General features: G+C 64.7%; 20 protein-coding genes. 12 read left to right on the forward strand and 8 right to left on the reverse strand.

The window, feature by feature from the left end; genetic code table 11:
- Positions 1-34: 34 nt before the first annotated feature.
- The 3 genes from WFL22_RS01750 to WFL22_RS01760 form a co-directional block, all read right to left on the reverse strand.
- Positions 35-1,234: an ABC transporter substrate-binding protein gene (locus tag WFL22_RS01750; protein WP_336991216.1), complete on the reverse strand. Its 1,200-nt coding sequence runs from the start codon at positions 1,232-1,234 to the stop codon at positions 35-37.
- Between the two features lie 158 nt (positions 1,235-1,392).
- Positions 1,393-2,214 carry an inositol monophosphatase family protein gene (locus WFL22_RS01755; RefSeq protein WP_336991217.1) on the reverse strand — a complete coding sequence of 274 codons (822 nt, stop codon included), beginning with the start codon at positions 2,212-2,214 and terminating at the stop codon, positions 1,393-1,395.
- Positions 2,215-2,245: 31 nt separating this feature from the next.
- Positions 2,246-3,460, reverse strand: coding sequence for an ammonium transporter (locus WFL22_RS01760; protein WP_336991219.1), 1,215 nt, complete (start codon positions 3,458-3,460; stop codon positions 2,246-2,248).
- A 408-nt stretch (positions 3,461-3,868) separates the two neighbouring features.
- Between WFL22_RS01760 and rpsO the strand changes: the two genes are divergently transcribed.
- Positions 3,869-4,138 (forward strand): 30S ribosomal protein S15, encoded by a 270-nt coding sequence (gene rpsO, locus WFL22_RS01765; protein ID WP_017885160.1) that lies wholly within the window; start codon positions 3,869-3,871, stop codon positions 4,136-4,138.
- 328 nt (positions 4,139-4,466) lie between these two features.
- On the opposite strand, the gene WFL22_RS01770 is transcribed toward rpsO, so the two are convergent.
- Complete coding sequence (locus WFL22_RS01770; protein WP_336651429.1) at positions 4,467-5,861, reverse strand: aspartate aminotransferase family protein; 1,395 nt, start codon at positions 5,859-5,861, stop codon at positions 4,467-4,469.
- Between the two features lie 2 nt (positions 5,862-5,863).
- On the reverse strand, positions 5,864-6,331 hold the full coding sequence (locus WFL22_RS01775; protein ID WP_024357680.1) for an Lrp/AsnC family transcriptional regulator: 468 nt from the start codon (positions 6,329-6,331) through the stop codon (positions 5,864-5,866).
- 382 nt (positions 6,332-6,713) lie between these two features.
- Between WFL22_RS01775 and WFL22_RS01780 the strand changes: the two genes are divergently transcribed.
- The 5 genes from WFL22_RS01780 to WFL22_RS01800 all read left to right on the forward strand — a co-directional run bounded on the left by WFL22_RS01780 (position 6,714) and on the right by WFL22_RS01800 (position 12,355).
- Positions 6,714-7,910, forward strand: a complete 1,197-nt coding sequence (locus WFL22_RS01780) for an ABC transporter substrate-binding protein (RefSeq protein WP_336651428.1) — start codon at positions 6,714-6,716, stop codon at positions 7,908-7,910.
- 2 nt (positions 7,911-7,912) lie between these two features.
- Entirely contained in the window at positions 7,913-9,091 is a 1,179-nt protein-coding gene (locus tag WFL22_RS01785) for an ABC transporter ATP-binding protein (protein WP_336651427.1), read from the forward strand.
- Between the two features lie 9 nt (positions 9,092-9,100).
- The gene (locus WFL22_RS01790) at positions 9,101-9,961 is read left to right on the forward strand and encodes an ABC transporter permease (protein WP_336651426.1); all 861 of its coding nucleotides are present in this window, start codon (positions 9,101-9,103) and stop codon (positions 9,959-9,961) included.
- On the forward strand, positions 9,958-10,758 hold the full coding sequence (locus WFL22_RS01795) for an ABC transporter permease (protein ID WP_336651425.1): 801 nt from the start codon (positions 9,958-9,960) through the stop codon (positions 10,756-10,758). The genes WFL22_RS01790 and WFL22_RS01795 overlap by 4 nt, the downstream gene beginning before the upstream one ends.
- Positions 10,759-10,936: 178 nt before the next feature.
- A complete protein-coding gene (locus WFL22_RS01800; protein WP_336991221.1) occupies positions 10,937-12,355 on the forward strand; it encodes an APC family permease in 1,419 nt (472 codons plus the stop codon).
- Here the strand turns inward: WFL22_RS01800 and yczE are convergent.
- Positions 12,325-13,017 carry a membrane protein YczE gene (gene yczE / locus WFL22_RS01805; RefSeq protein WP_336991222.1) on the reverse strand — a complete coding sequence of 231 codons (693 nt, stop codon included), beginning with the start codon at positions 13,015-13,017 and terminating at the stop codon, positions 12,325-12,327. The two genes, WFL22_RS01800 and yczE, sit on opposite strands and share 31 nt — an antisense overlap.
- A gap of 61 nt (positions 13,018-13,078) precedes the next feature.
- Between yczE and yczR the strand changes: the two genes are divergently transcribed.
- The 5 genes from yczR to smpB all read left to right on the forward strand — a co-directional run bounded on the left by yczR (position 13,079) and on the right by smpB (position 18,505).
- Positions 13,079-14,512, forward strand: coding sequence for a MocR-like transcription factor YczR (yczR, locus tag WFL22_RS01810; RefSeq protein ID WP_336991223.1), 1,434 nt, complete (start codon positions 13,079-13,081; stop codon positions 14,510-14,512).
- 48 nt (positions 14,513-14,560) lie between these two features.
- Positions 14,561-15,673: a peptide chain release factor 2 gene (gene prfB, locus WFL22_RS01815; protein WP_336651422.1), complete on the forward strand. Its 1,113-nt coding sequence runs from the start codon at positions 14,561-14,563 to the stop codon at positions 15,671-15,673.
- Between the two features lie 61 nt (positions 15,674-15,734).
- Positions 15,735-16,931, forward strand: a complete 1,197-nt coding sequence (gene ftsE, locus WFL22_RS01820; protein ID WP_336991224.1) for a cell division ATP-binding protein FtsE — start codon at positions 15,735-15,737, stop codon at positions 16,929-16,931.
- The gene (ftsX, locus tag WFL22_RS01825; RefSeq protein WP_336651420.1) at positions 16,928-17,842 is read left to right on the forward strand and encodes a permease-like cell division protein FtsX; all 915 of its coding nucleotides are present in this window, start codon (positions 16,928-16,930) and stop codon (positions 17,840-17,842) included. The genes ftsE and ftsX overlap by 4 nt, the downstream gene beginning before the upstream one ends.
- A gap of 183 nt (positions 17,843-18,025) precedes the next feature.
- The gene (gene smpB, locus WFL22_RS01830) at positions 18,026-18,505 is read left to right on the forward strand and encodes an SsrA-binding protein SmpB (RefSeq protein WP_336651419.1); all 480 of its coding nucleotides are present in this window, start codon (positions 18,026-18,028) and stop codon (positions 18,503-18,505) included.
- Between the two features lie 108 nt (positions 18,506-18,613).
- Here smpB and nylB read toward each other — a convergent pair whose 3' ends face one another.
- A complete protein-coding gene (nylB, locus tag WFL22_RS01835; protein ID WP_336991225.1) occupies positions 18,614-19,825 on the reverse strand; it encodes a 6-aminohexanoate-dimer hydrolase in 1,212 nt (403 codons plus the stop codon).
- The gene (locus WFL22_RS01840) at positions 19,822-21,294 is read right to left on the reverse strand and encodes a purine-cytosine permease family protein (protein ID WP_336991227.1); all 1,473 of its coding nucleotides are present in this window, start codon (positions 21,292-21,294) and stop codon (positions 19,822-19,824) included. The genes nylB and WFL22_RS01840 overlap by 4 nt, the downstream gene beginning before the upstream one ends.
- A 118-nt stretch (positions 21,295-21,412) precedes the next feature.
- Here WFL22_RS01840 and WFL22_RS01845 point away from each other — a divergent pair, with 118 nt between their 5' ends.
- Positions 21,413-22,150 (forward strand): TetR/AcrR family transcriptional regulator, encoded by a 738-nt coding sequence (locus WFL22_RS01845; RefSeq protein ID WP_336991228.1) that lies wholly within the window; start codon positions 21,413-21,415, stop codon positions 22,148-22,150.
- Positions 22,151-22,192 lie beyond the last annotated feature (42 nt).

Below are 22,192 nucleotides of genomic sequence, written 5' to 3' on the forward strand. Positions count from 1 at the left end.
CGTGGACCCGGGGGCTTCGTCGTGTCAGCGCACCTCAGTTGCCGAGGATGCGCTGGTATGCCTGCGAGTAGCGGTTGTCTTCTTCTGCGGTGAGGGAGCGCATGTCGAAGATGCGCTTCGACATGTCTTCGTCGGGGAAGATGAGGGGGTTTTCGGCGAGCTCCGGGTTGATCTTCGCCATGGCCTCTTGCGCGCCGGCGACGGGGGTGACGTACTGCACGTACTCGGCGACCTGGGCTGCCACTTCGGGCTCGTAGTAGTAGTCGATGAGCTGGTGCACCTGTTCGAATGCCTCGGTGGCTGTGGGCATGCAGAACGAGTCGATGAAGACTGATGCGCCGGAGTCGGGCACCACGAACTTCCAGATCTCTTCGCCGGCGTCTTCGTTGAGGATGGCGATGTCGCCTGACCAGGCCATGCCGGCCCAGACGGTCTCCTGTTCGAGATCTTGCGTGTAGGAGTTGCCTTTCACGGTGGCGACTTGGCCGCTGTCGATGTGCTTCGCCGCGACTGCGAGCGCGGCTTCGAACTCGTCGTCGCCCCAGTTGCCTTCGATGTCGACGCCTTGTTCGAGCATGATGAGGGCGAGGGTGTCGTCTTGCTCGGTGAGCAGGTTGACTTTGCCTTTGAGCTCCGGCGCCCACAGGTCGGAGACTTCGCGCACGCCCTTCGGGTAGAGCTGCGTGTTGTAGACCAGCCCGGTCATGCCTGCTTGGTAGGGGATCGACCAGCTTCGATCCGGGTCGAATGAGGCGTGCTGCACCATGTCGATCATTTGCGCGTCGACGTTCGGCATGAGCGAGCGGTCGAATTCGGTGAGCTGGTCTTGTTCGAGCAGGCGCACGAGGGTGGTGTCTGATGGCACGATGACGTCGTAGCCAATGTCTTGCTTGAGTTTGAGCTGGTCTTTGATCTTGGCGATGAAGGTTTTGTTGTCGTCGATGTCTTCGAAGTATTCGACGCGGATGTTGCTCTGTTCCATGAAGGCGTCGAGTGAGGGCCAGTTGGCTGTCTCGTCCTCGTAGTCGAGGTAGTAGGTCCAGTTGGCCCAGCGTACAGTGCCGCCGGAGCCGTCGCCGGGGCCGCTGGGGCCTGCGCAGGCGGCGAGTGATCCCATGCCGAGCAGTGCTGCTCCGACGGTGGTGCCGCGCAGCAGTTGGCGGCGGTTGAGCTGGGTGGCCCTGGCGCGGTTGATGAGCTCGCGCACGATGGGGTCAGCGGGCTGACGGAGCATGTTCCCTCCTTTGGAAACTGCGTCGCTGTTGCGACGTCTCTCTCACCCATCCTCACATATCCCGGCGGGGCAAATCCATGTCGCTGTCATTTTCATTGACATGCGGATCGCGGGGGCGGATCACCGCGCCCCCGGCCGCGCACCGAGCCGGGCGCGGCTCAGGCTCCGAGCACGAGGCCTCGCAGTTCACCCACCAGCTGGGCGTCTGCCGCGAAGAATCCGGGTTCTCCCGGTGCGGTGGTGTCGTCGACGCCGATCACCGTTGCGCCGGCTTCGCGGGCGATGAGCAGTGCCGCGGCGTAGTCCCAGGGCTGCAGGCCGTGCTCGTAGAAGGCATCGAGACGGCCTGCCGCGAAGCTGCAGATGTCGTAGGCGGCGGATCCTGATCGCCTGATGTCCCGCACCTTCGGCAGCGTGCGTGAGAGCATCGCCGCCTGTTCGGTGCGGCGCTCGGCCGTGTAGCCGAAGCCGGTGCCCACGAGCGCGGTCGCGAGTTGCTGCTTGCCCGAGATCGCGAGGGGGGAGCCGTTGAGGCGTGATCCGCCGCCCTGCCACGCCTCGAAGAGCTCACCTGTGCGCGGCGCGAACACCGCACCCGCGATCGCGCGTCGACCGTCGGCGCTCGCTGCGGTGTCGGGCACGGTAGCCGCGATGCTCACCGCGTAGGCGGGCAGGTCGTAGAGGTAGTTGACGGTGCCGTCGATCGGGTCGATCACCCAGGTGATGCCGCTGGTGCCCGTGATGCCCGCGCCTTCTTCGCCGAGCACGCCATCGTCTGGTCTTGCGGCGAGCAGCGCTTCGACCACCATCTGCTCTGAGGCGCGGTCGGCTTCGGTGACGATGTCGACCTCGCTCGACTTGCTCGCGGCGACGGCAACGCCGCCGCGTCGCAATTCGAGGATGCGCTTGCCCGCCGCGACGGCGACCTCTGAGGCGATGCTGGCGAGCTGCTGGGCGTCGTGGGGCTGCGCGGGAGTCATGTTCTGAGCCTAACGCCGATCCCGCGCCGGGTCATCGCAGCGCCGGCACCTCGTAGGCGTAGGCTTCTTCGCCGTGGGCGACGGCGTCGATGCCGCTCTCCTCCACTTCGGCAGGCACCCGCAGCCCGGTCAGCAGCTTCACGCCCAGTGCGATCAGCAGCGAGACGGTGAAGGAGTAGACCATCACGGCGAGCACCGAGATCGTCTGCACCAGCAGCAAGCCTGCGTCGCCGCCGGTGAACAGCCCGTCGTTGAAGGCGAAGAAGCCGAGATAGAGCGAGCCGATCACGCCCGCCACGAGGTGCAGGCCAACGACATCGAGGGAGTCGTCGTAGCCGAGGCGGTACTTCCACTCGATTGCGAAGGCGCACGCGATGCCGGCGATGAGTCCGAGCAGCAGCGCCCACATCGGTGCCAGATTCGCAGCAGACGGGGTGATTGCGACGAGCCCCGCGACTGCGCCGGATGCCGCGCCGATCACTCCCGGCTTCTTGCCGCGCAGCACGTCGGCCACGATCCACCCCACGATGCCTGCGGCCGGCGCTCCCAGGGTATTGACGAGGATCAGGCCGGCCTCGCCGGTCTCTGTGGCGAGACCTGAGTTGAAGCCGATCCACCCGAACCACAGCAGTGCGGCACCGATCGTCACGAGCGGGATGCTGTGCGGTTTGTGCGATCCTGGCCCGAAGCCCAGGCGCTTGCCCGCGACGAGCGCCAATGCGAGCGCTGCAGCGCCCGCGTTGATGTGGATCACCGTGCCGCCGGCGAGGTCGATCACGTCGGGGGTGCCGAGCACGCTGCCCAGGTGCTGAATCCAGCCGCCGCCCCACACCCAGGCCGCGACGGGGAAATAGACGAGCGTGGCCCACACGCCCGCGAACATCACCCACGAGCCGAGCCCCACCCGATCCGCTATCGCGCCCGAGATGAGGGCGGTCGTGATCATCGCGAACACGGCGCCGAAGCCCACACCGATGAAGTCGGCCGGGGCAGTGGCAATCAGGCCGAAGTCTTTGAAGGGGTCGCCTGCGAAGCCGCTCTCGCCCTCGGCAAAGTAGTTCATGCTGTAGCCGAAGAGGATCCACAGCACGCCGACGACGCCCATGGCGCTCACGCTGAAGAGCATCATGTTGACCACGGAGCGCACGCGCACGAGGCCGCCGTAGAAAAGGGCGAGGCCCGGGGTCATGATGAGCACGAGCGCGGTGCTCGCGAGTGTCCAGACGTCTTGCGGAGTGAGTTCCATGGCTGCTGCCTTTCTCTGCACCGGCCCGATAGTAGGCCGTCGGTTTGACAAGTGTGCGCTGCCGCTGTTTCGGGGCTGTCTCTGAGGTGTCACGGTCGGGTCACGGGTGGGTTTCTGGATGGTCACATGCCTTCGGCCGGAGTTTCGGCCTCGGCCCTCGGTATGGGATCTGCGGCAGATATGGCGACACTTGCCTCGGGCGTCATATCGACGGCAGATCTCATGCGGACGGCAGATCTCATGCGGACGGCAGATCCATGTGGCGCAGGGCGAGCCCGAACACTACTTCGAGAAGCCCCGGTGGAGTAAAGGTGCTAGGATGTACAGGTTGCCGTTAGAACGGCCGCGGATAAAGAGAGCCCCAGCATCCCGCTGATGGCGCCGCGCAGCAAGAGGAAGGGGATCCCTATGGCACTGGAAGCAGAAGTCAAGAAGGCGATCATTGAAGAGTACGCGACCAAGCCCGGTGACACCGGTTCCCCCGAGGTGCAGGTTGCGATGCTTTCGCAGCGGATCAAGGATCTGACCGAGCACCTGAAGACCCACAAGCACGATCACCACTCGCGCCGTGGCCTCCTGCTGCTCGTCGGCCAGCGCCGTCGTCTGCTGGGTTACCTCCAGAACGTCGACATCGCGCGCTACCGTTCGCTCATCGAGCGTCTGGGCCTTCGCCGCTAAGCGATCGCCGCTCAGGCTTACTGCAAGCGCCCCGCTCCTCTTCGGAGGAGCGGGGCGCTTCTGCGTGTGCGGGCCCGCCATAGATATAGACGGGGGACCGCCGGAAATCTGTCGCCAGGCCGTCACGGCGTGTCGCCGATCCGCTGCTGATCCGCAGCCGCTGATCCGCTGACCTTGTGCACCGCAAGCCGCGACTGCTGCCAGGCCTCCACCCGCACACCTCTCCCGCACGCCCCTCACGCACGCGAAAGCCCCCTCACCGCCGGCGTGGCCGGTGGTGAGGGGGCTGCGAACCCGAGACTGGTCTGGGGCTGTTACGCGCTCGAGATTAGATCTTCGAGGAGGCGTCCTTCAGCACGCTGCGGAGGATGCCGCCGATCTCTGCGAACTCAGCCGGACCAATGGTCAGCGGGGGAGCGAGCTGGATGACGGGGTCTCCACGGTCGTCGGCGCGGCAGTAGAGGCCGGCCTCCCACAGCGCGGGCGACAGGTAATCGCGCAGGAGTCGATCCGACTCCTCCTCGTTGAAGGTCTCCTTGGTGGCCTTGTCCTTCACCAGCTCGATGCCGAAGAAGTAGCCTTCGCCGCGCACGTCACCGACGATGTCGATGTCGAGAAGCTTCTCAAGCTCGGCGCGGAACAGCGGGCTGTTCTCGCGCACGTGGCCGTTGAGGTCTTCTTCCTCGAAGATGTCGAGGTTGGCGAGCGCCGCAGCTGCCGCCGCCGGGTGACCGGCGAAGGTGAAACCGTGGTAGAAGGTGTTCTCGGTCGAGTTGAAGGGCTCGGAAACCTTGTCCGAGACGATCATGGCGCCCAGGGGCACGTAGCCCGAGGTGATGCCCTTGGCCGAGGTGATGATGTCGGGCTCGTAGCCGAGGGCCTTCGACGCGAAGAAGTCGCCGATACGGCCGTAGGCGCAGATGACCTCATCCGAGACGAGCAGGACGTCGTACTGGTCGCAGATCTCGCGCACGCGCTTGAAGTAGCCGGGGGGAGGCGGGAAGCAGCCACCCGAGTTCTGTACGGGCTCGAGGAAGACAGCGGCGACGGTGTCGGGGCCCTCGAAGAGGATGGCCTCTTCGATGCGGTTCGCGGCCCACTGGCCGAAGGCCTCGAGGTCGTTCGAGGGGGCGCCCATCTCCTCTGCGCGGTAGAAGTTCGTGTTGGGCACGCGGTGACCACCGGGGGTCAGCGGCTCGTAGAACTTCTTCATGTCGGGGATGCCGGTGATCGCCAGGGCGCCCTGCGGGGTGCCGTGGTAGGCGACCGAGCGGGAGATGACCTTGTGCTTCATCGGCTTGCCCTGGATCTTCCAGTAGTGCTTGGCAAGCTTGAAAGCCGACTCAACGGCCTCGCCACCACCGGTGGTGAAGAAGACCTTGTTCATCTCGCCGGGCGCGTACGAAGCGAGGCGCTCCGACAGCTCGACGGCGGCGGGGTGTGCGTAGGACCACAGGGGCATGAAGTCGAGCTGCTGCATCTGCTTGGCAGCTGCCTCGACGATGCGCTGGCGGCCGTGGCCGGCGTTGACAACGAACAGGCCGGCGAGGCCGTCGATGTACTGCTTGCCTGCGGCGTCGTAGATGTGGTGGCCTTCGGCGCGGGTGATGACGGGGATGCCGTCGTTGAGCACCTTGCGGTTGGTGAAGTGCGGCCACATGTGGTTGCGGGCCGAAGCCTGGAGCGCGGCGGCATCCACGGCTGCAGTGGGATCGTAGGACATGGTTATCGTGTTCCCCAGTCGTATTTCTGTTTAGTGAGTTGGAGGTAGACGAAGCTCTCGGTCGCTGCTACGCCCTCGATCTTGCGGATCTTCTCGTTGAGCAGTTCGATGAGACCGTCGTCGTCCTCGCAGACAACCTCGGCGAGGATGTCGAAGGAGCCAGCGCTGAGTACCACGTAACTGATCTCCGGCATCTCGGCGAGACGGTCGGCGACGACCCTGGTGTCGCCGGAAACGCGGATGCCGAGCATTGCTTGTCGGCTGAAGCCGAGTCGCATTGGGTCGGTCACTGCAACGATCTGCATGACCCCGGCATCCGTGAGCTTTTGCACGCGCTGGCGTACGGCGGCCTCGCTGAGGCCGACCGCCTTGCCGATCTCCGCGTACGAGCGGCGACCATCGCGTTGAAGCTGTTCGATGATCGCCTTCGACGTTGCGTCGAGCGCTGGCGAAGTGCGTTTGCTGCTCACGCCACTGATTCTTGCAGTGAAATGCTGAAATAGCAAAGGAATCCGAAGAAAAGGGTGGCAAATTCTGCTTATCTCCGCCTCGTTGCTCAAGCAATGAGCGCTTCTCGTGCGCGGCTGGGAAGGCGGGGGAGGGTGCTGACAGCACTGTATCAATGCGCGCTGTGCAAGTGGAAGCGATGCTTCGGAAAGCGTCGATCAGGTGGTGGATCGATGCCGAGATTCACCGCCATGCACGAGTGAGGTAACCCTTTCGTGACGAAATGCCAGATCACGGGGCGGGGGCTTGGCGTCAGCCGCTTTTCTAATCCAGTCTCATGTTCAGACCCGGCAGTGCAGCCGTTCGCGTTGTCGGTCCCATCCGTGAGAACCAAAGGAGATACTCATGGCCCGTCAACCAGAAGATCCGATTGTCCGCAATATCGTTCAGATGCTGCGCGGGGCGCAGTTCAACAGGCGTCAGCTGCTGCGCGGTGCCGCGGTGGGGGCCGCGGGTGCCGGTGCGCTCGGCCTCTCAGCCTGCTCAGGTGGTGGCGGCGGTGGCGGAGACGGCATCGTCTGGGGCAACTGGACCTACTACCTCGACTTCGATGAGGCGACTGGCACCTACCCGTCGCTCGAGGCCTTTGTGCAGGAGGCCGGCTTCAACGTCGATTACATCGAAGACATCGACGACAACAACACCTTCTACGGCAAGATCAAGGATCAGCTGAAGCTCGACCAGTACACCGGTTACGACGTCGTCACCTTCACCGACTGGATGAACGCCCGCCTCATCGAGGCGGGGCAGGTGCAGGAGTTCGACTACGCCAACCTCCCCAATGTGAAGGCCAACCTTGTCGATGCGCAGTGGGATGCGCTCGATGTCGATCCCGGCCGCAAGTTCTCGATCCCGTGGCAGCTCCCCGCCTCAGGCTGGGTGTGGAACACCAAGGCGGTGCCGGAGGGCATTAAGACCCTCGACGATTTCCTGCGCCCGGAGCTGAAGGGCAAGGTCGTGGTGCTGAGCGAGATGCGCGACACCATGGGCATGGTGCTCGCCGGTCTCGGCTACGACCCCTCGGGCGACTGGGGCGACAAGGAATTCAATGAGGCGCTAGCGTGGCTCGCTGATGGGTTGGATAGCGGCCAGATCGGCAACGTCAAGGGCAACAGCTACACCCAAGATCTCATCACGGGCGACGCGCTCGCCGCGATGGCGTGGACCGGTGATGTGGTGATGCTCAACGCCGAGAACGACAATCAGTGGACCCTTGAGATCCCTGAGTCGGGTGGCATGATCGCGGCCGACTCCTTTACGGTGCCCAATGGCACCTCGGCGGAGGCGAAGAAGAAGGTCGAACAGCTGATCGACTACTACTACGATCCCGTCGTCATGGCCGAGGTGGCCAACTATGTCACCTTCATCCCGCCGGTGAAGGGCACGCAAGAAGCAATGAAAGAAATCAACCCTGAGAATGCCGACAACCCGCTCATCTTCCCGAGCGAAGCCGATTGGCAGCACTTGCACTCGTTCCGCAGTCTCACCGCTGAAGAAGACAAGCGCTATTCCACGGAATTCCAGAATGTGTTGGGGCTCTAACCATGGCAGAAAACTCACTTGCAACATCCGGCGCAGACCTCGAACTCGTCGGTATCCAGAAGCGCTACCCCGGTTTCACCGCTGTCGAGAACCTCGATCTGAAGATTCCGGCAGGCTCGTTCTTCGCACTGCTGGGCCCTTCGGGTTGCGGCAAGACCACAACGCTGCGCATGGTGGCTGGTCTCGAAGATCCCACTGAGGGGAAGATCCTCATCGGCGGCAAAGACATGACCGCGCTGAAACCGCACCAGCGGCAGGTCAACACCGTGTTCCAGTCGTATGCGCTGTTTCCGCACATGACGATTCTCGAGAATGTCGCGTTCGGTCTGCGCCGCCGCAAGGTCGGCGATCCGGTTGCGAAGGCGCATGAGGCGCTGCAGCTCGTCGAGCTCGATCACATGGCGGATCGCAAGCCGGCGCAGCTTTCCGGTGGTCAGCAGCAGCGCGTGGCTCTTGCCCGTGCCGTGGTGAACCGGCCGGCGCTGCTGCTGCTCGACGAGCCGCTCGGCGCACTCGACCTCAAGTTGCGACGTCAGATGCAGCAGGAGCTCAAACAGATTCAGCAGGAGGTTGGCTTGACCTTCCTGCACGTCACCCACGATCAGGAGGAGGCTATGACAATGGCCGACACCGTCGCGGTGATGAACAAGGGGCGCATTGAGCAGATGGGTGCCCCTGAGGCACTGTACGAGTTGCCGCGCACCGTGTTCGTGGCGAACTTCCTGGGCAAGTCGAATCTGTTCGCGGTCGATGTGGTGGGCGGCACTGACACGGCGATCCACACCGATCTGCTGGGCACGCCGATCACGCTGCCCCGATCGCGCAGTGAGCGCGACAGCGGCGCGATCACAATCGGCGTGCGACCTGAGAAGTTGCGCTTGCACCGTGAGGCACCCGTAGACACTGCGGGCAGGAATGTGCTCGGCCCTGGCCGCATCACCGACGTCTCGTTCATCGGTGTCAGCACCGAATACACGGTCGAGGTGCCTGGTGCCGGAGCGGTCGAGGTGTTCTCGCAGAACGTCGAGGCCGGCCCTGCTGCGAGCCTCGGCGAGGAAGTCTGGTTGAGCTGGCACGTCGAGCACACCTTCGGCCTTGCCGATGATCGTCTCGACACCGGTGCGCTCACCGCCGATTTCTCGACTCGGGCGATTGCCTCGCAGGCGAGTCTCAGCGAGTAGGGAACGCACATGGCATTCACCGCGTTCTCCGGCAGCTCGAAGGCTGTCGAGCAGCAGCCCAATAAGAAGGGTCGTATGGCGCTGGTGCTGCTCGCACCGGGCATCGCCTACATGCTGCTCTTCTTCGTCGCCCCGTTCGTGCAGTTGGCGCTCACTTCGCTGCAGGTGCCGGCTGAGAGCGGCGGCATCGGCCAGTATGTGGCCGCTGTTCAGTTTTCCAACTACTGGGCTGCGCTGGTCGAGTATTGGCCGCAGTTGCTGCGATCCTTCGTCTACGCCCTCACTGCGACGATCATCGGTCTGTTGATCAGTTACCCGCTGGCGTATCTGATCGGTGTGAAGGTGCGTTCGAAGCCGATGCTGCAGGGGGTGCTGCTGATCCTCGTGGTTGCGCCTTTCTTCATCAGTTTCTTGTTGCGTACGCTCGCCTGGAAGTCGATTCTGCCGAGTGATCTCGTCGGTACGCATTTCTCGGTGATCTTCGGTCTGGTCTACAACTTCATTCCGTTCATGGTGCTGCCGATGTTTGCGTCGTTGCAGGCGCTCGATCTGCGTCTGCTCGAGGCGGGTTCCGATCTGTATGCCTCGCCGGTGACGACATTCCGCAAGATCACCCTGCCGCTGTCGATGCCCGGTGTGGTCTCGGGCACGCTGCTCAGTTTCATTCCGATGTCTGGCGACTACGTGAATGCGTCTCGCGAGTTCTTGGGCGGCACGGGCACCACGATGATCGGCAACGTGATCGAGTCGAACTTTTTGCAGACTCAGAACTACCCGATGGCTGCGGCGCTTTCGATCTTGCTGATGCTGATCATTCTGGTGTTTGTCGCCACCTATGTGCGTAAGAGCGGGGCGGAGGATCTGCTGTGAAGAAGTTCAGTCTCGGTAAGGGCTTTGTGCCTGTGATCGCCACGATCACGCTGATCTACCTGCTGCTGCCGATCGCCCATGTGATTCTGTTTTCGTTCAACGATGCGGGGCGCAACAACATCATCTGGCGCGGGTTCACGCTTGATAACTGGCAGAATCCCTGCGGAGCCCCGCAGGTGTGCCAGGCCTTCGGCAACAGCATTCTGGTGGGTGTGGTTGCCACGGTGATTGCGACCACGCTCGGCACGATGATCGCGATTGCGCTGGTGCGTTTCAAGTTCAAGGGCCGCTCGACGGTCAGCCTGTTGCTGTTCACGCCGATGGCCACCCCTGAGGTGGTGTTGGGCGCGGGTCTTGCCGCCCAGTTCTTGCTGGTGGGTGTAGAAAAGGGCATCGGCACGATCATTCTGGCGCACACGATGTTCTGCATCTCGTACGTTGTGGTCGCGGTGAAGGCTCGGGTCGCAAGTCTCAATCCCGCGATTGAGGAGGCGGGTCGCGATCTCTACGCTTCGCCTGCGCAGGTGTTCTGGCGGATCACCTTCCCGATGTTGCTTCCCGGCATTATCGGGGCGGCGCTGCTCTCCTTTGCGCTGTCGTTCGATGATTTCATCATCACGAACTTCAACTCGGGCACAGCGACGACCTTCCCGAAGTTCATTTATGTTTCGGCATTGAAGGGTGTGCCGGCGCAGGCGAATGTGCTGGCGTCGATTGTGTTCATCGGGGCGCTGTTGCTCGTGATCATCGTGCAGATGGTCAATATCAACAAGCAGAAGCGGTTGGCGCGTCGCTAGAGAACAGGGTTACCCATTTGGACAGCTTCCCGCCGCAGATTCTGCGGCGGGAAGCTGTTGTTTTTGCGTCGGGGGCGCTTCGGGTGCAGGATGATTGCCTGGTGGGGTGCAAACCCGCCGCAGATCGTGTCGCATCGTGGCGAGCCGCCCGAGCGACCACCGGAGACTCGGAGAGCACATGACGAAGACGTTGATGCCGGCCGCGAAGCGTGGCGGGTCCCTGAAGCGGAGCCTCGGCCTGTGGGCCATTGTGGGCCTCGGACTGGGCTACATGACACCCACGGTGGTGTTCGATACCTTCGGCCTGGTTGCGCGCGACACGAACAATGTGGTGCCGCTCGCATACACCGTCGCGTTGATCGTGATGATCTTCACGGCGATCAGCTATGGCAAGATCGCCGGCGCGATTCCGAGCGCCGGTTCGGCTTACACCTACGCTCGCGAGTCGATGCACCCGAATGTGGGCTTCCTGGTGGGTTGGACCGCCCTCATCGACTACATGCTGCTCCCGATGGTCAACTGCCTCATCATTCGCAGCTACCTTGAGGCGTTCTTCCCCGCGGTGCCCGGTTGGGTGTGGGTCATCATCTACGTCGTCTTTGTGACGAGCATCATTTACCTGACGATGCGCGGCACCTCGAATGTGAACATGATCCTGCTGGTGTTCTCGATCGCGGTGATGGCTGTGTTCGTGGTGATGGTTGTGGTGCAGCTCGCCGGCGGCGCGGGTGTGGGTGGTGTGGTGACGGTGCAGCCGTTCTTCCATAATGAGGTCGAGCTCGGTGCGGTGCTCGCGGGTGCCACGATTGTCTGCTTCTCGTTCATCGGGTTCGACGCGGTCACCATGTACGCCGAGGAGGCGAAGACGCCGAAGATCATGCCGAAGGCGATTCTGCTCACGGTGGTGCTCGGCGGTGCGATCTTCTTGGTCGCCGGCTACTTCACGCAGCAGCGTTTCCCCGATTGGAACGAGTTCGCTCCCGGCGGCGACATGCAGTTCGTCGAGGATTCGACGCTGCCGATCATCGGTGAGCTTGTCGGCGGCAAGGTGCTTGCGGCGGTGCTGACGGCTGCGGGCTTCGCGGCGACGCTTGCTTCGGGTCTGGCTTCGCACGCTTCGGTGTCGCGCATGCTGCTGGTGATGGGTCGCAACAATGTGCTCCCGAAGAGGTTCTTCGGCTACATCAACGCGAAGACGCACACCCCCACCTTCAACATTGTGCTCACCGGTGCGATCTCGCTGCTCGCGATCGCCTTCACCCTGGAGATGATCGCGGCCTACATCAACTACGGCGCGCTGATCGCCTTCACCTTCGTTAATCTTTCGGTGATTGCGTGGTTCGCGATCCGCAAGGGCCGCCGTCACACGCCGAAGGACATTTTCAACTACATCGTCATGCCGGTCCTCGGCACGGCTCTCACGGGCCTGCTGTGGGTGAACCTCGATGGGCACGCGCTGCTCGGCGGTCTCATCTGGACAGGTCTCGGCTTCCTCTATCTGCTCTTCCTCACGAAGGGTTTCAAGAAGAAGGTGGCCGCCTTCGATGAGAATCAGCCGGTGACGGGCTACAACAAGGTTGTCGAGGGCGTCGAGTAGGGGCGTTCGTCAGATTCACCCTCGGGCTTCCGGGGCTGCGGCGCATGGCGCCCGGCCCCGGAAGTTTTGCGTTCACGGCGTTCGTGCCGCGCCACGGGGTCGAGCAGTGGCAGGGTGATGCCGCAGAGCGGGCCGATGAGCAGGGCGAAGGCGAGTGTGCCGATGCCTGCGTTGCCGCCGAGCGCCCAGCCGATGAGCAGCACGGTTACTTCGACGGCGGTGCGGCCCATCCAGATGGGGGTGCCGAAGCGGTTGTGGATGCCTGTCATGAGGCCGTCGCGCGGGCCGGGGCCGAGGTGGGCGCCGATGTAGATGCCGCTGGCGATGGCGAGCAGGAGGAGCCCGGCTGCGAAGAAGGCGATCTTGGCCCAGAGTGTTTCGGGGGTGGGCAGCAGCCAGAGGCCGAGTTCGATGCCGGGGCCGACGAGCATGATGTTGAGCAGGGTGCCGAGGCCTGGTTTCTGGCGGAGGGGGATCCAGAGCAGCAGCACAGCGAGGCCGATGATGTTGGTGAGCAGCCCGATGCCGAGGCCGGTGCGCACTGACATGCCCTGGGCGAAGACGGTCCAGGGGTCGACGCCGATGGCGGCGCGGATCATGAAGGCGTCGGCGACGCCGTAGAGCAGGAGGCCAGGGACCAGGCGGAGCAGTCGGGAGAACATGCGACCAGTCCACATGAGATTGGACTGGCCTTCAAGATGCCAATTCGCATACAGTGGCCTCATGATCGCGCAGCGTCTCTCCGCCCGCCGGCTCCAAGAACTCCTCGGAGCGTGGCGCGGCAACGGCCACAGCTACCGTGAGCTGAGCGAGAGCATCACGCTCCTCGTGCGCGACGGACGGCTGCCACCCGCCTCGGTGCTCCCCGCCGAGCGCCCCCTCGCCGAACAGCTCGGCGTGAGCCGCACCACCGTAGCGGCCGCCTACCAGCGCCTGCGCGAGGAGCGCGTCGTCGAATCTCGACGCGGCTCCGGCACCGTGGTGCTCGGTCGCGTGGGAGTGCGTGGTGGCGTCTGGGCTGAGGGCGACCCCGATGAAATCGCCCTCACGCGAGCCTCGCCCGGCGCCTGGCAGCGGCTGCCCGAGCTGGCGCAACTGGCGCTCACAGAACACCCTGACGCCTTCCTCCTCGACGGCTACGACACGATCGGCCATCCCGCGCTACGCGCGCATGTCGCGGAGCGCTATTCGCGTCGCGGCCTGCCCACTGTGCCCGAGCAGATCATGGTGACGCTCGGCGCCCAGCACGCGATCTTTCTGATTGCCCGCACGTTGCTGAATCGGGGTGATCGCAGTCTGATCGAGTCTCCGAGCTACCCGCACGCCCGGGAGGCGCTCGCCTCGGCCGGTGCGCTCGTGGCTGAGTTGCCCGTCGGCCCGCACGATTATGACGCGGCCAGCATGCTGGAGATCGCGAGTCGCACCTCGGCCCGTCTCGCATATTTGATTCCCGATCATCACAACCCCACTGGCCTCAGCATGCCCCCCGAGCTGCGCGAGCGTCTTATCACGAACCTCACCGAGCAGGGCACGTACATCATTGCCGACGAGACGACGGCAGAGTTGGTGTTGGGCGAGCCGCGAGGTGTGCTGCCGTTCGCGGCGTCGGCGGTGCTACCGCACCAGCGCGACGCGATCCTCACCGTCGGTTCGCTAGCGAAGACGGTGTGGGGCGGCCTGCGGGTGGGGTGGATCCGCGCGGCGCCCGAGCTGATCGCGCGCCTCGAGGCGGCGCGGGTGGTGGGCGATCTGGGCACGAGCACCTGGGCGCAGTTGCTCGGTGCGCTCTCGCTGGAACGCTATGACGAGGTGCTTGCGGATCGCTGCCGCGAGCTCACTGCGGGGCATCGGGCGCTGACGGGTGCGCTCGCGCAGCGGTTGCCTGAGTGGCGGATCTCACCGGCGACGGGCGGGGTGAGTGTGTGGGCAGATCTGGGCGCGGCGCGCAGCACCAGGTTGAGCCGGGAGGCGGCCCGGTTGGGCCTGCGCATCTCGCCTGGCCCGCAATTTGGCAGCCCGGGGGTGTTCGAACGTTTCGTGCGATTGCCGTTCGCGGTCTCGGGGGTCGATTTGCCGCACGCTGTCGAGCTGCTGCGCCAGGCCTGGGATGGCGGTGGGGCTGCGGCTGCGGCACCGGCGACCGCCGAGGTGGTGTGAGGGGCGTTGCGGGGTGGGTTTCGGTGCTGGACTGTAAGCTAGGGGATCATGCTCGATCTTGACTTCAGCGCTCGCATCCGCGCTCTCCGCGCCACCTACGCCGACATCGCCGCGGTTCTCGATCTGCCGCGCCTTGAGCGGGAGATCGTCGAGCTTGAAGAGCAGGCCGCCGCCCCCGATCTGTGGGATGATCCCGCCGCTGCGCAGAAGGTGACGAGCGGACTCTCGCACCGGCAGGCGCAGGTGCGCAAGCTGCGTGCGGTGGAGAGCCGGCTTGATGATCTCGAGGTGCTGATCGAGCTGGCGCAGGAAGCTGATGATGCCGATTCGGCTCAGGAGGCCGCAGACGAGCTCATTGCGCTTGAGAAGCTGGTGCAAGACCTCGAAGTGCAGACGATGCTGTCGGGGGAGTACGACGAGCGTGCGGCCGTGGTGACGATCCGCTCCGGTGCCGGCGGCGATGATGCCACCGACTTCGCAGAGATTCTGCTGCGCATGTACCTGCGCTGGGCCGAGCAGCACGGTTACTCGACGAAGGTGCTCGATACCTCCTACGCCGAGGGTGCCGGCATCAAATCGGCAACCTTCGAGATCGATGCGCCGTACGCCTTCGGCACGCTCTCGGTTGAGGCCGGCACGCACCGCCTCGCGCGCATCAGCCCCTTCGGGTCGGCTGATAAGCGGCAGACGAGCTTCGCCGGTGTTGAGGTGATCCCGCTGCTCGAAGAGGCCACCGCGGTCGATATTCCCGAGAACGACATTCGCGTCGATGTGTTCCGTTCGTCTGGGCCCGGCGGCCAGTCGGTCAACACCACCGACTCGGCGGTGCGCATTACGCACATTCCCACCGGCATCGTGATCTCGATGCAGAACGAGAAGTCGCAGATTCAGAACCGTGCGGCCGCGATGCGGCTGCTGCAGACGCGCCTGCTGCTGCTGCAGAAAGAGCAGGAGGCCGCGAAGAAGAAGGAGCTCGCCGGCTCGGTCACGGCGAGCTGGGGCGATCAGATTCGCTCGTACTTCTTGTATGGCCAGCAGCTGGTGAAAGATCTGCGCACGGGGCATGAGTCGTCGCAGCCCGACGCCGTGTTTGACGGCGACCTCGACGGCTTCATCGCCGCGGGTATTCGCTGGCGCTCACTCTCGAAGAACGAGGCCTAGGCGACTTCGCGCCGCGCGCCTCTGCCGGCTTCCAGCACAAGTGGCGTAGTGTCGTGACGTCATGATCCTCTTCGAGAACGTCACCAAGAAGTACCGGGGCACCGCGAAACCGGCGCTCGACGGCATCGACCTGCGCGTCGACCGCGGCGAGTTCGTGTTCATCGTGGGTGCCTCCGGTTCGGGCAAATCGAGCTGCCTGCGCCTCATCCTGCGCGAGGACCAGCCGAGCTCCGGCAAGATCCACGTGCTCGGGCAAGATCTCAGCAAGATCTCCTCGCGCAAAGTGCCCTACTTTCGACGCAACCTCGGCACGGTGTTCCAAGACTTCCGTCTGCTCACCAACAAGACCGTCTACGACAACGTCGCCTTCTCTCTGCAAGTGATCGGCAAGTCGCGCGGCTTCATTCAAGAAGCAGTGCCCGACACCCTCGAAATGGTAGGTCTCGCGGGCAAAGCCAAACGCTTCCCCCACGAACTCTCCGGCGGTGAGCAGCAGCGCGTCGCCATCGCGCGCGCCATCGTCAACAAGCCCTCGATCCTGCTCGCCGACGAGCCCACAGGCAACCTCGACCCCGCCACCAGCCTCGGCATCATGCAACTGCTGCGCGCCATCAACGCTTCGGGCACCACCGTCGTGATGGCTACCCACGAAGCCACCTTCGTTGACATCATGCAGCAGCGCGTGGTCGAACTCTCGCAGGGCGTCGTAGTGCGCGACGAAGTCGGCGGCGGCTACGGCCAGACCGCCTCGATCCCTGTCGCCGACCTCTCAGAAGAGGGCGTGCAGGTGCTGCGCACCACCGAAGCCGTGGTGCGCGCCGCGCTTGCACCGGAAGACGGCGGCGAGGCACCGGCAACCCAGGCACCGGCAGCTCCGGCTCAGGCCGCTCCCGCTGCGCTCGCCGAGCCGATCCGCTACCCGGCACCGAGCGCCGCCCCCGCCGCACAAGCACCTGCGGCCCCCGAAGCCCCGCAGCGCCCTGTCGCACCGCCGGCTGCGCCCGTGGCCCCGACGCCTGCGCCCGCGCCGCGCGAAGCCTCCGTCTTCGAAGAACCCCAGCCGCTCGGCCAGGTCGACCCCGAAGTTGACGACGACACCGTGCGCGCCGACGGCCAACAACTGCGCCGCATCCCCAGCTTCCTCGACCCGGGGCGCCCCATAGACCCCGTGCAGATGTCTGAAACCGGCAACCTCGCCGAACACCTCGGACTCAGCCGAAAAGACGACGACGAAACAGATGTGGGGCCGGTGCGATGAGAGCAGGACTCGTACTCGGCGAGGTCTGGAGTGGCCTGCGCCGCAACATGTCAGTGGTCATCTCGGTGATCCTCGTGACCTTCGTGTCGCTCACCTTCGTGGGTGCCGCGATTCTCATGCAGCTGCAGATCCAGCAGATGAAGACGTTCTGGTATGACCGGGCGCAGGTCGCCATCTACCTGTGCACCGACTTCGACCAGAGCGCTACCTGCTCGGGCACCGACGCCAACGAAGAAGAAATCTCCGCCGTCGAGAACGCCCTCAAATCCGACACGCTGCGGCCCTACATCGACGACTTCTTCTTCGTCGACCACGAGCAGGCCTACGCAGAGTTCACCAAGCAGTTCGAGGGCAACCCCATCCTCGACATCACACGCCCAGAACAGCTCAACCAGACCTTCTGGGTGAAACTCAAAGACCCCTCCCGCTCCGACATCGTCACTGAGACGTTCTCGGGTATTCCCGGCGTGCAGAGCGTGTCCGATCAGCGCAGCCTGCTCGACAGAATCTTCCTGTTCCTCGGCGTCGCCAGCTACACGGCTATCGCTATCGCAGGCCTCATGCTCGTCGCCGCCATGCTGCTCATCTCCACAACGATCCGCCTCTCCGCCTACTCGCGCAGACGCGAAATCGGCATCATGCGCCTCGTGGGGGCATCGAACCGCTTCATCCAGACCCCCTTCATCTTGGAGGGCATCATCGCTGCGCTCGTCGGTGCGGTGCTCGCCGGCGGTGCCTCAGTGGGGATCGTGAAATTCTTCGTGCAAGGATTCCTGGCCCGGGAAGTGCCGTTCACGAGCTACATCACCGTCGAGCAATCGCTCGTCGTGCCACCCGTGCTCGTGCTCGTTGGCGTGGTGCTCTCTGCTATCGCCGCGAAGATCGCGATCACCCGCTACCTGCGGGTGTAGCGAGTTCGCGGCCGGCATTGCCGTGCGGCGAGACTGAGCATTTCGGCGAGGCGGCCTGTTGCAGAGGCGCTGGAACAGGCCGTCTCGCTGCATCAGTCGTGCTCGCCGCGGCCGCGCGTGCGCTAGGCTTGATCTTCGCGCTTGTGCGCGAACCCAGACCCCGGCGCGGAGAGAGGATGTGACATGAGCCCCAAAGAGACCGGCGAAAAGCTGATCGCTTCCAACAAGAAGGCACGGCACGAGTACCACATCCTCGACACCTACGAAGCCGGCATGGTGCTCACCGGCAGCGAAGTGAAGTCGCTGCGCATGGGTCGCGCCTCGCTCGTCGACGGCTACGTGTTCATTGAGCGCGGAGAAGCCTGGCTCGACGCGGCCTACATCCCCGAATATCTCAACGGCTCGTGGACCAACCACGCCCCGCGCCGCAAACGCAAACTGCTGCTGCACCGCCAGCAGATCGACAAGCTCTACCAGAAGACACGCGAGGGCGGCATGACCATCGTGCCGCTGCGGCTCTACTTCCTCGACGGGCGCGCCAAAGTCGAAATCGCCCTCGCGAAGGGCAAGAAAGAATACGACAAGCGGCAAACCCTGCGCGAACAGCAAGACAAGCGCGAAGCAGAGCGCGCCATGCGCGCCCGCAACCGCCTGGGGGAGTAGCCCCCACAGCACTGCGCCCCTCGCAGCCGAGCCAGCCCCGACATCGCGTCGAAACTGTGCTCACCTGCGAGGGGCGCAGTCACATCAGTTGGCGGATCCGCCCCACTGTCACACCACCGCGTCGAGGGCGCGGCTCACGTCGAGCAGCACGCCGCTCTGCAGGCCGTGCCAGTGCTCCGTGTCGGGATCCGGCCACGTCGAGAGCTTCACGATCACCGAGTCGGTCTGTGGATCCAGCCACAGGTTCTGGCCGTGGATCCCGATCCCGCTCACATTGCCGCGCTCGTTGCCGGTGCACCACCACTGGCGCGTGTAGCTGCCCTCGGGGAAGGCGCCTGTGAAGCCCGGGTCGGTCATGGCCTCGCGCGATCCGCCGCTCATCACACTGCGCACCCAGGCCTCCGAGACCACGCGACCGCCGGGAGCGACGCCCCCGTCGAGCATCATGCGGCCCACGCGGGCGAGGTCGCGCGCCGTGCACGAGACCCCGCCGTTCGCGAACCCGAAGCCCGCCGAATCGACCGTGATCGTAGCGTCGCGATCCGCACCCAGCTTCGACCACAGATGCACCGAAAGCGCCTCAGCGTAACGCAAGCCAGTGACACGCTCGATCATCCAGGCGAGCACGTCGGTGTTCGCCGAACAGTACTGGAACTCGCCCGTAGCGCCGTTGCCGCGCAGCGTGGTGAGAAACTCGTAGGTGTCGGCCGGGTCGCCCTCACGCCGCGAACGCCAGCCTGCCGAACGATCGTGCGTTTGCACCTCAGAAGCAGGATCGACGTAGTCCTCGCTGTAGTCGATCGCGATCTCCATGTCGAGCACCTGCTGCACCGTGACCCGCGGGGCTGACGGATCACCCAGCGGTCCGTCATAGACCGACCCCGCAAGCTCGGGCACATACGCGGTGACGGGCTGGGCCGGGTCGATCCGCCCCCCGTCCACCAGCGCCCCAACGACCGTGCCGCACAGCGACTTCGACACACTCATCAGGAGGTGCAGATCGTCGGCCGCGAAGCCCGGTGCGTAGTACTCGGCCAGGACCTCGGTGCCGCGCAGCACGAGGAACGCGTCGGTGTAGGTCTGCTCGAGTCGCGCCTGGAGATCGGGCATCTGCGGGGTGAGCGCTTCGAGGCGCACGTGCGCTGCGAGGGGCGCCGCGGGCGAGCGGCGGGAGATCGTCGCCGACGGGAGCAGCTCGCCGAGGTGGGCGAACGCCCAGCGGTTCTGCGGTGCCTCCTGCCAGCTGTCGAGGTGGGGCTGCCCGGGCTCTGCGCCGGGGAAGCGGGGCGGGTGGGCGCCCGTCAGAGCCTCGCCGGTCATGCTGCTGCCTGGCCCGTGCCGTGCTCGGCCTCGTACTCGGCGTTTTGCGCCGCAATACGACTGCGATTCAAGACCATGTAGAGCACCGCGGTGACGATCATGCCGGCGGGCACCGACAGGTCGATGTAGCCGATCGCCTCCGCGAGCGGGCCGGTCCAGATGTCGGTCGACAGGAAGAGCGCGGTCGCCGCGCCGCCCGCGACCACCGACACCAGGCCGCCGATGCTGAAGCCGCCGGAGTACCAGAACGCGCCGGTGCGAGTCTCGTCGAACAGGTCGAAACCGCTGTATCGGTTGCGCCGCATGATGATGTCGGTGACGTAGGCGGTCATGGTCGGTGCCGAGATGATGAGCAGGAACTGCAGCATGAGGTTCACCGCGTCGATGAGGCTCGTTGACAGCGCGAGCACGACGGTGAAGATGGTGCCGAGGACGCCCACCAGCACGGCCGAGGGGATGCGCTTGATCGGGATGCCAATCGACTGGAACACCATGCTCGAGGTGTAGGTGGTCATGCCGTTGAGGGCGATCGTGTTGACGATGACGCCGAGCACGAAGATCGGGCCGAACCAGGCGGGAACCATGTCGAGCAGCGGGTATTCGATGCCGAAGGCTAGATCCTCGGGGCTGACGGCGCCGCCGAGCAGCGCGCCGAACGAGGTGAAGACGATGCAGGGGAGCGCGCCGCCAAGCGCCGTCGCGGCGATGATGTGGGAGGGCTTGGTCTCGCGCGGCAGGTAGCGGGCGAGATCGGCGCTGTTCGAGTAGGAGAGCGGGGTGGATGCGAGGATCGCGAAGCCGATCGCCATCGCCGACCACAGGCCGATGCCCTCAAGCGGCTCAGGCTGCGTGAACGCCCAATCGACGTGGGGCAGGATGTAGCCCACCACAACTACGAAGATCACCAGCAGCACCGCGGTGATCGCGGTGTAGGCGCGCAGGATCAGTGCGTGGCCGTACACCGCCACCAGCACGGTGACCGCCGACACCACGAGACTCACGAGCACGATGTTGAGCGTCTCGTTCTCCATGCCCATGCGACGCAGCAGTTCGGCGCCCATGAAGGTCGAGGCGACCCAGTTGAGGGCGAGGAAGACGCCGGAGATGAACCAGCCGTAGAAGGCGATGACGAACTTGTTGCCGATCACGCCGTAGATCGCGCGGGTGATGACGGAGCCGGAGGTGCCCGCCGCGGGGCCGCTGATGGCGACGATGCCGGGGAGCACCCACAGCAGCGCTGAGGCGACGATCACGATGATGGCCTGCCAGATTTCGAGCCCGAGCACGAGGGTGAGCGTGGCGCCCATGGTGAAGTTGAGCACGCTGACGTTCGGCGCGGCCCACACCGCGAAGAGGTCGCGGGCACGGCCGTGGCGCTCGGAAGGAGCGACAAGCTCGATACCGCGGGTCTCCGGGTGGGTGGCGACGTCAACGAATTCGTGAGGGGCGACTGTGGGGTCGTTGGACACGGGTGAGGATCCTCTCGGCGGAGTCCCGAGCATCATTGCTGGTGGCATGTGAGCAGCGCTGCTATTGGTCATGGGGCCAATGGACTCTGTTGGTCACCTATCCAATAGGATGATGGGCATGGTGTCAAGCGGAGAGCCAAGGGCGGCGCAGCCCGGGGGAAACGGGGCTGCTGCAGGGGTGCCACAGAGTGCTTCGGGTGGATCGGAGCGGGTGTCGTCGCGGGTGCGGAAGCAGCCGGAAGAGCGCCGCGCAGAGATCCTCACTGAGGCCGCACGTATCGCCCTCGAAGAGGGGCTCGAACGCATCACACTGCGCGCCGTTGCCGACCGCCTCGGCGTGCGGCCCGGCCTCATCAGCCACTACTTCCCGGCCGCCGAAGATCTCGTCGCGGCAGCATTCGTGCTCGCCATCACGGGGGAGCGGGAGCATCTGTTCTCCGTCAGCGGCGACCCCCTTGAGCGGCTGGTGGTCTTCGTGCAGCGCATGCAGTTCGAAGAAGAGGGCTTTTCGCGGCTCTGGCTGAACGCCCGGCACCTCGCCAGATTCACGCCGGCGCTCGCCGACGCCATCGAGGAGCAGGAGGGCCTCGACCGCGGCCGGCTGGCCGAGGTCATCGAAGCGGGATGCGCCGACGGTGTCTTCACCGTCGAGGATCCCTTCGAGGCCTGCGTGCGCATCTTCATGGCGGTCGACGGCTTCGGCTCCTACGCCAACGACCCCGCGCCCTTCGAACACGCCGCCTACGTGCACTTCGTTGCTGACGTGTGCGAGTGGGCGCTCGGCCTCACGCCGGGAACCCTGCGGGAGCGCGTGGCGCACCGCTATACACAGCAGGCCGACGGTGGTATTCTGTAAGGCCGGGATAATCCCGGATTGAAAATTCAACAGCGCGTGATG

This window comes from Leucobacter sp. VD1 (genome assembly GCF_037150695.1).
GTDB lineage: Bacteria > Actinomycetota > Actinomycetes > Actinomycetales > Microbacteriaceae > Leucobacter.

Coding starts and splice junctions, on each gene's coding strand:
- WFL22_RS01750 (WP_336991216.1), bottom strand. CDS start 1,234: ATGCTCCGTCAGCCCGCTGACCCCATCGTGCGCGAGCTCATCAACCGC.
- WFL22_RS01755 (WP_336991217.1), bottom strand. CDS start 2,214: ATGACTCCCGCGCAGCCCCACGACGCCCAGCAGCTCGCCAGCATCGCC.
- WFL22_RS01760 (WP_336991219.1), bottom strand. CDS start 3,460: ATGGAACTCACTCCGCAAGACGTCTGGACACTCGCGAGCACCGCGCTC.
- rpsO (WP_017885160.1), top strand. CDS start 3,869: ATGGCACTGGAAGCAGAAGTCAAGAAGGCGATCATTGAAGAGTACGCG.
- WFL22_RS01770 (WP_336651429.1), bottom strand. CDS start 5,861: ATGTCCTACGATCCCACTGCAGCCGTGGATGCCGCCGCGCTCCAGGCT.
- WFL22_RS01780 (WP_336651428.1), top strand. CDS start 6,714: ATGGCCCGTCAACCAGAAGATCCGATTGTCCGCAATATCGTTCAGATG.
- WFL22_RS01785 (WP_336651427.1), top strand. CDS start 7,913: ATGGCAGAAAACTCACTTGCAACATCCGGCGCAGACCTCGAACTCGTC.
- WFL22_RS01790 (WP_336651426.1), top strand. CDS start 9,101: ATGGCATTCACCGCGTTCTCCGGCAGCTCGAAGGCTGTCGAGCAGCAG.
- WFL22_RS01800 (WP_336991221.1), top strand. CDS start 10,937: ATGACGAAGACGTTGATGCCGGCCGCGAAGCGTGGCGGGTCCCTGAAG.
- yczE (WP_336991222.1), bottom strand. CDS start 13,017: ATGTTCTCCCGACTGCTCCGCCTGGTCCCTGGCCTCCTGCTCTACGGC.
- yczR (WP_336991223.1), top strand. CDS start 13,079: ATGATCGCGCAGCGTCTCTCCGCCCGCCGGCTCCAAGAACTCCTCGGA.
- prfB (WP_336651422.1), top strand. CDS start 14,561: ATGCTCGATCTTGACTTCAGCGCTCGCATCCGCGCTCTCCGCGCCACC.
- ftsE (WP_336991224.1), top strand. CDS start 15,735: ATGATCCTCTTCGAGAACGTCACCAAGAAGTACCGGGGCACCGCGAAA.
- ftsX (WP_336651420.1), top strand. CDS start 16,928: ATGAGAGCAGGACTCGTACTCGGCGAGGTCTGGAGTGGCCTGCGCCGC.
- smpB (WP_336651419.1), top strand. CDS start 18,026: ATGAGCCCCAAAGAGACCGGCGAAAAGCTGATCGCTTCCAACAAGAAG.
- nylB (WP_336991225.1), bottom strand. CDS start 19,825: ATGACCGGCGAGGCTCTGACGGGCGCCCACCCGCCCCGCTTCCCCGGC.
- WFL22_RS01845 (WP_336991228.1), top strand. CDS start 21,413: ATGGTGTCAAGCGGAGAGCCAAGGGCGGCGCAGCCCGGGGGAAACGGG.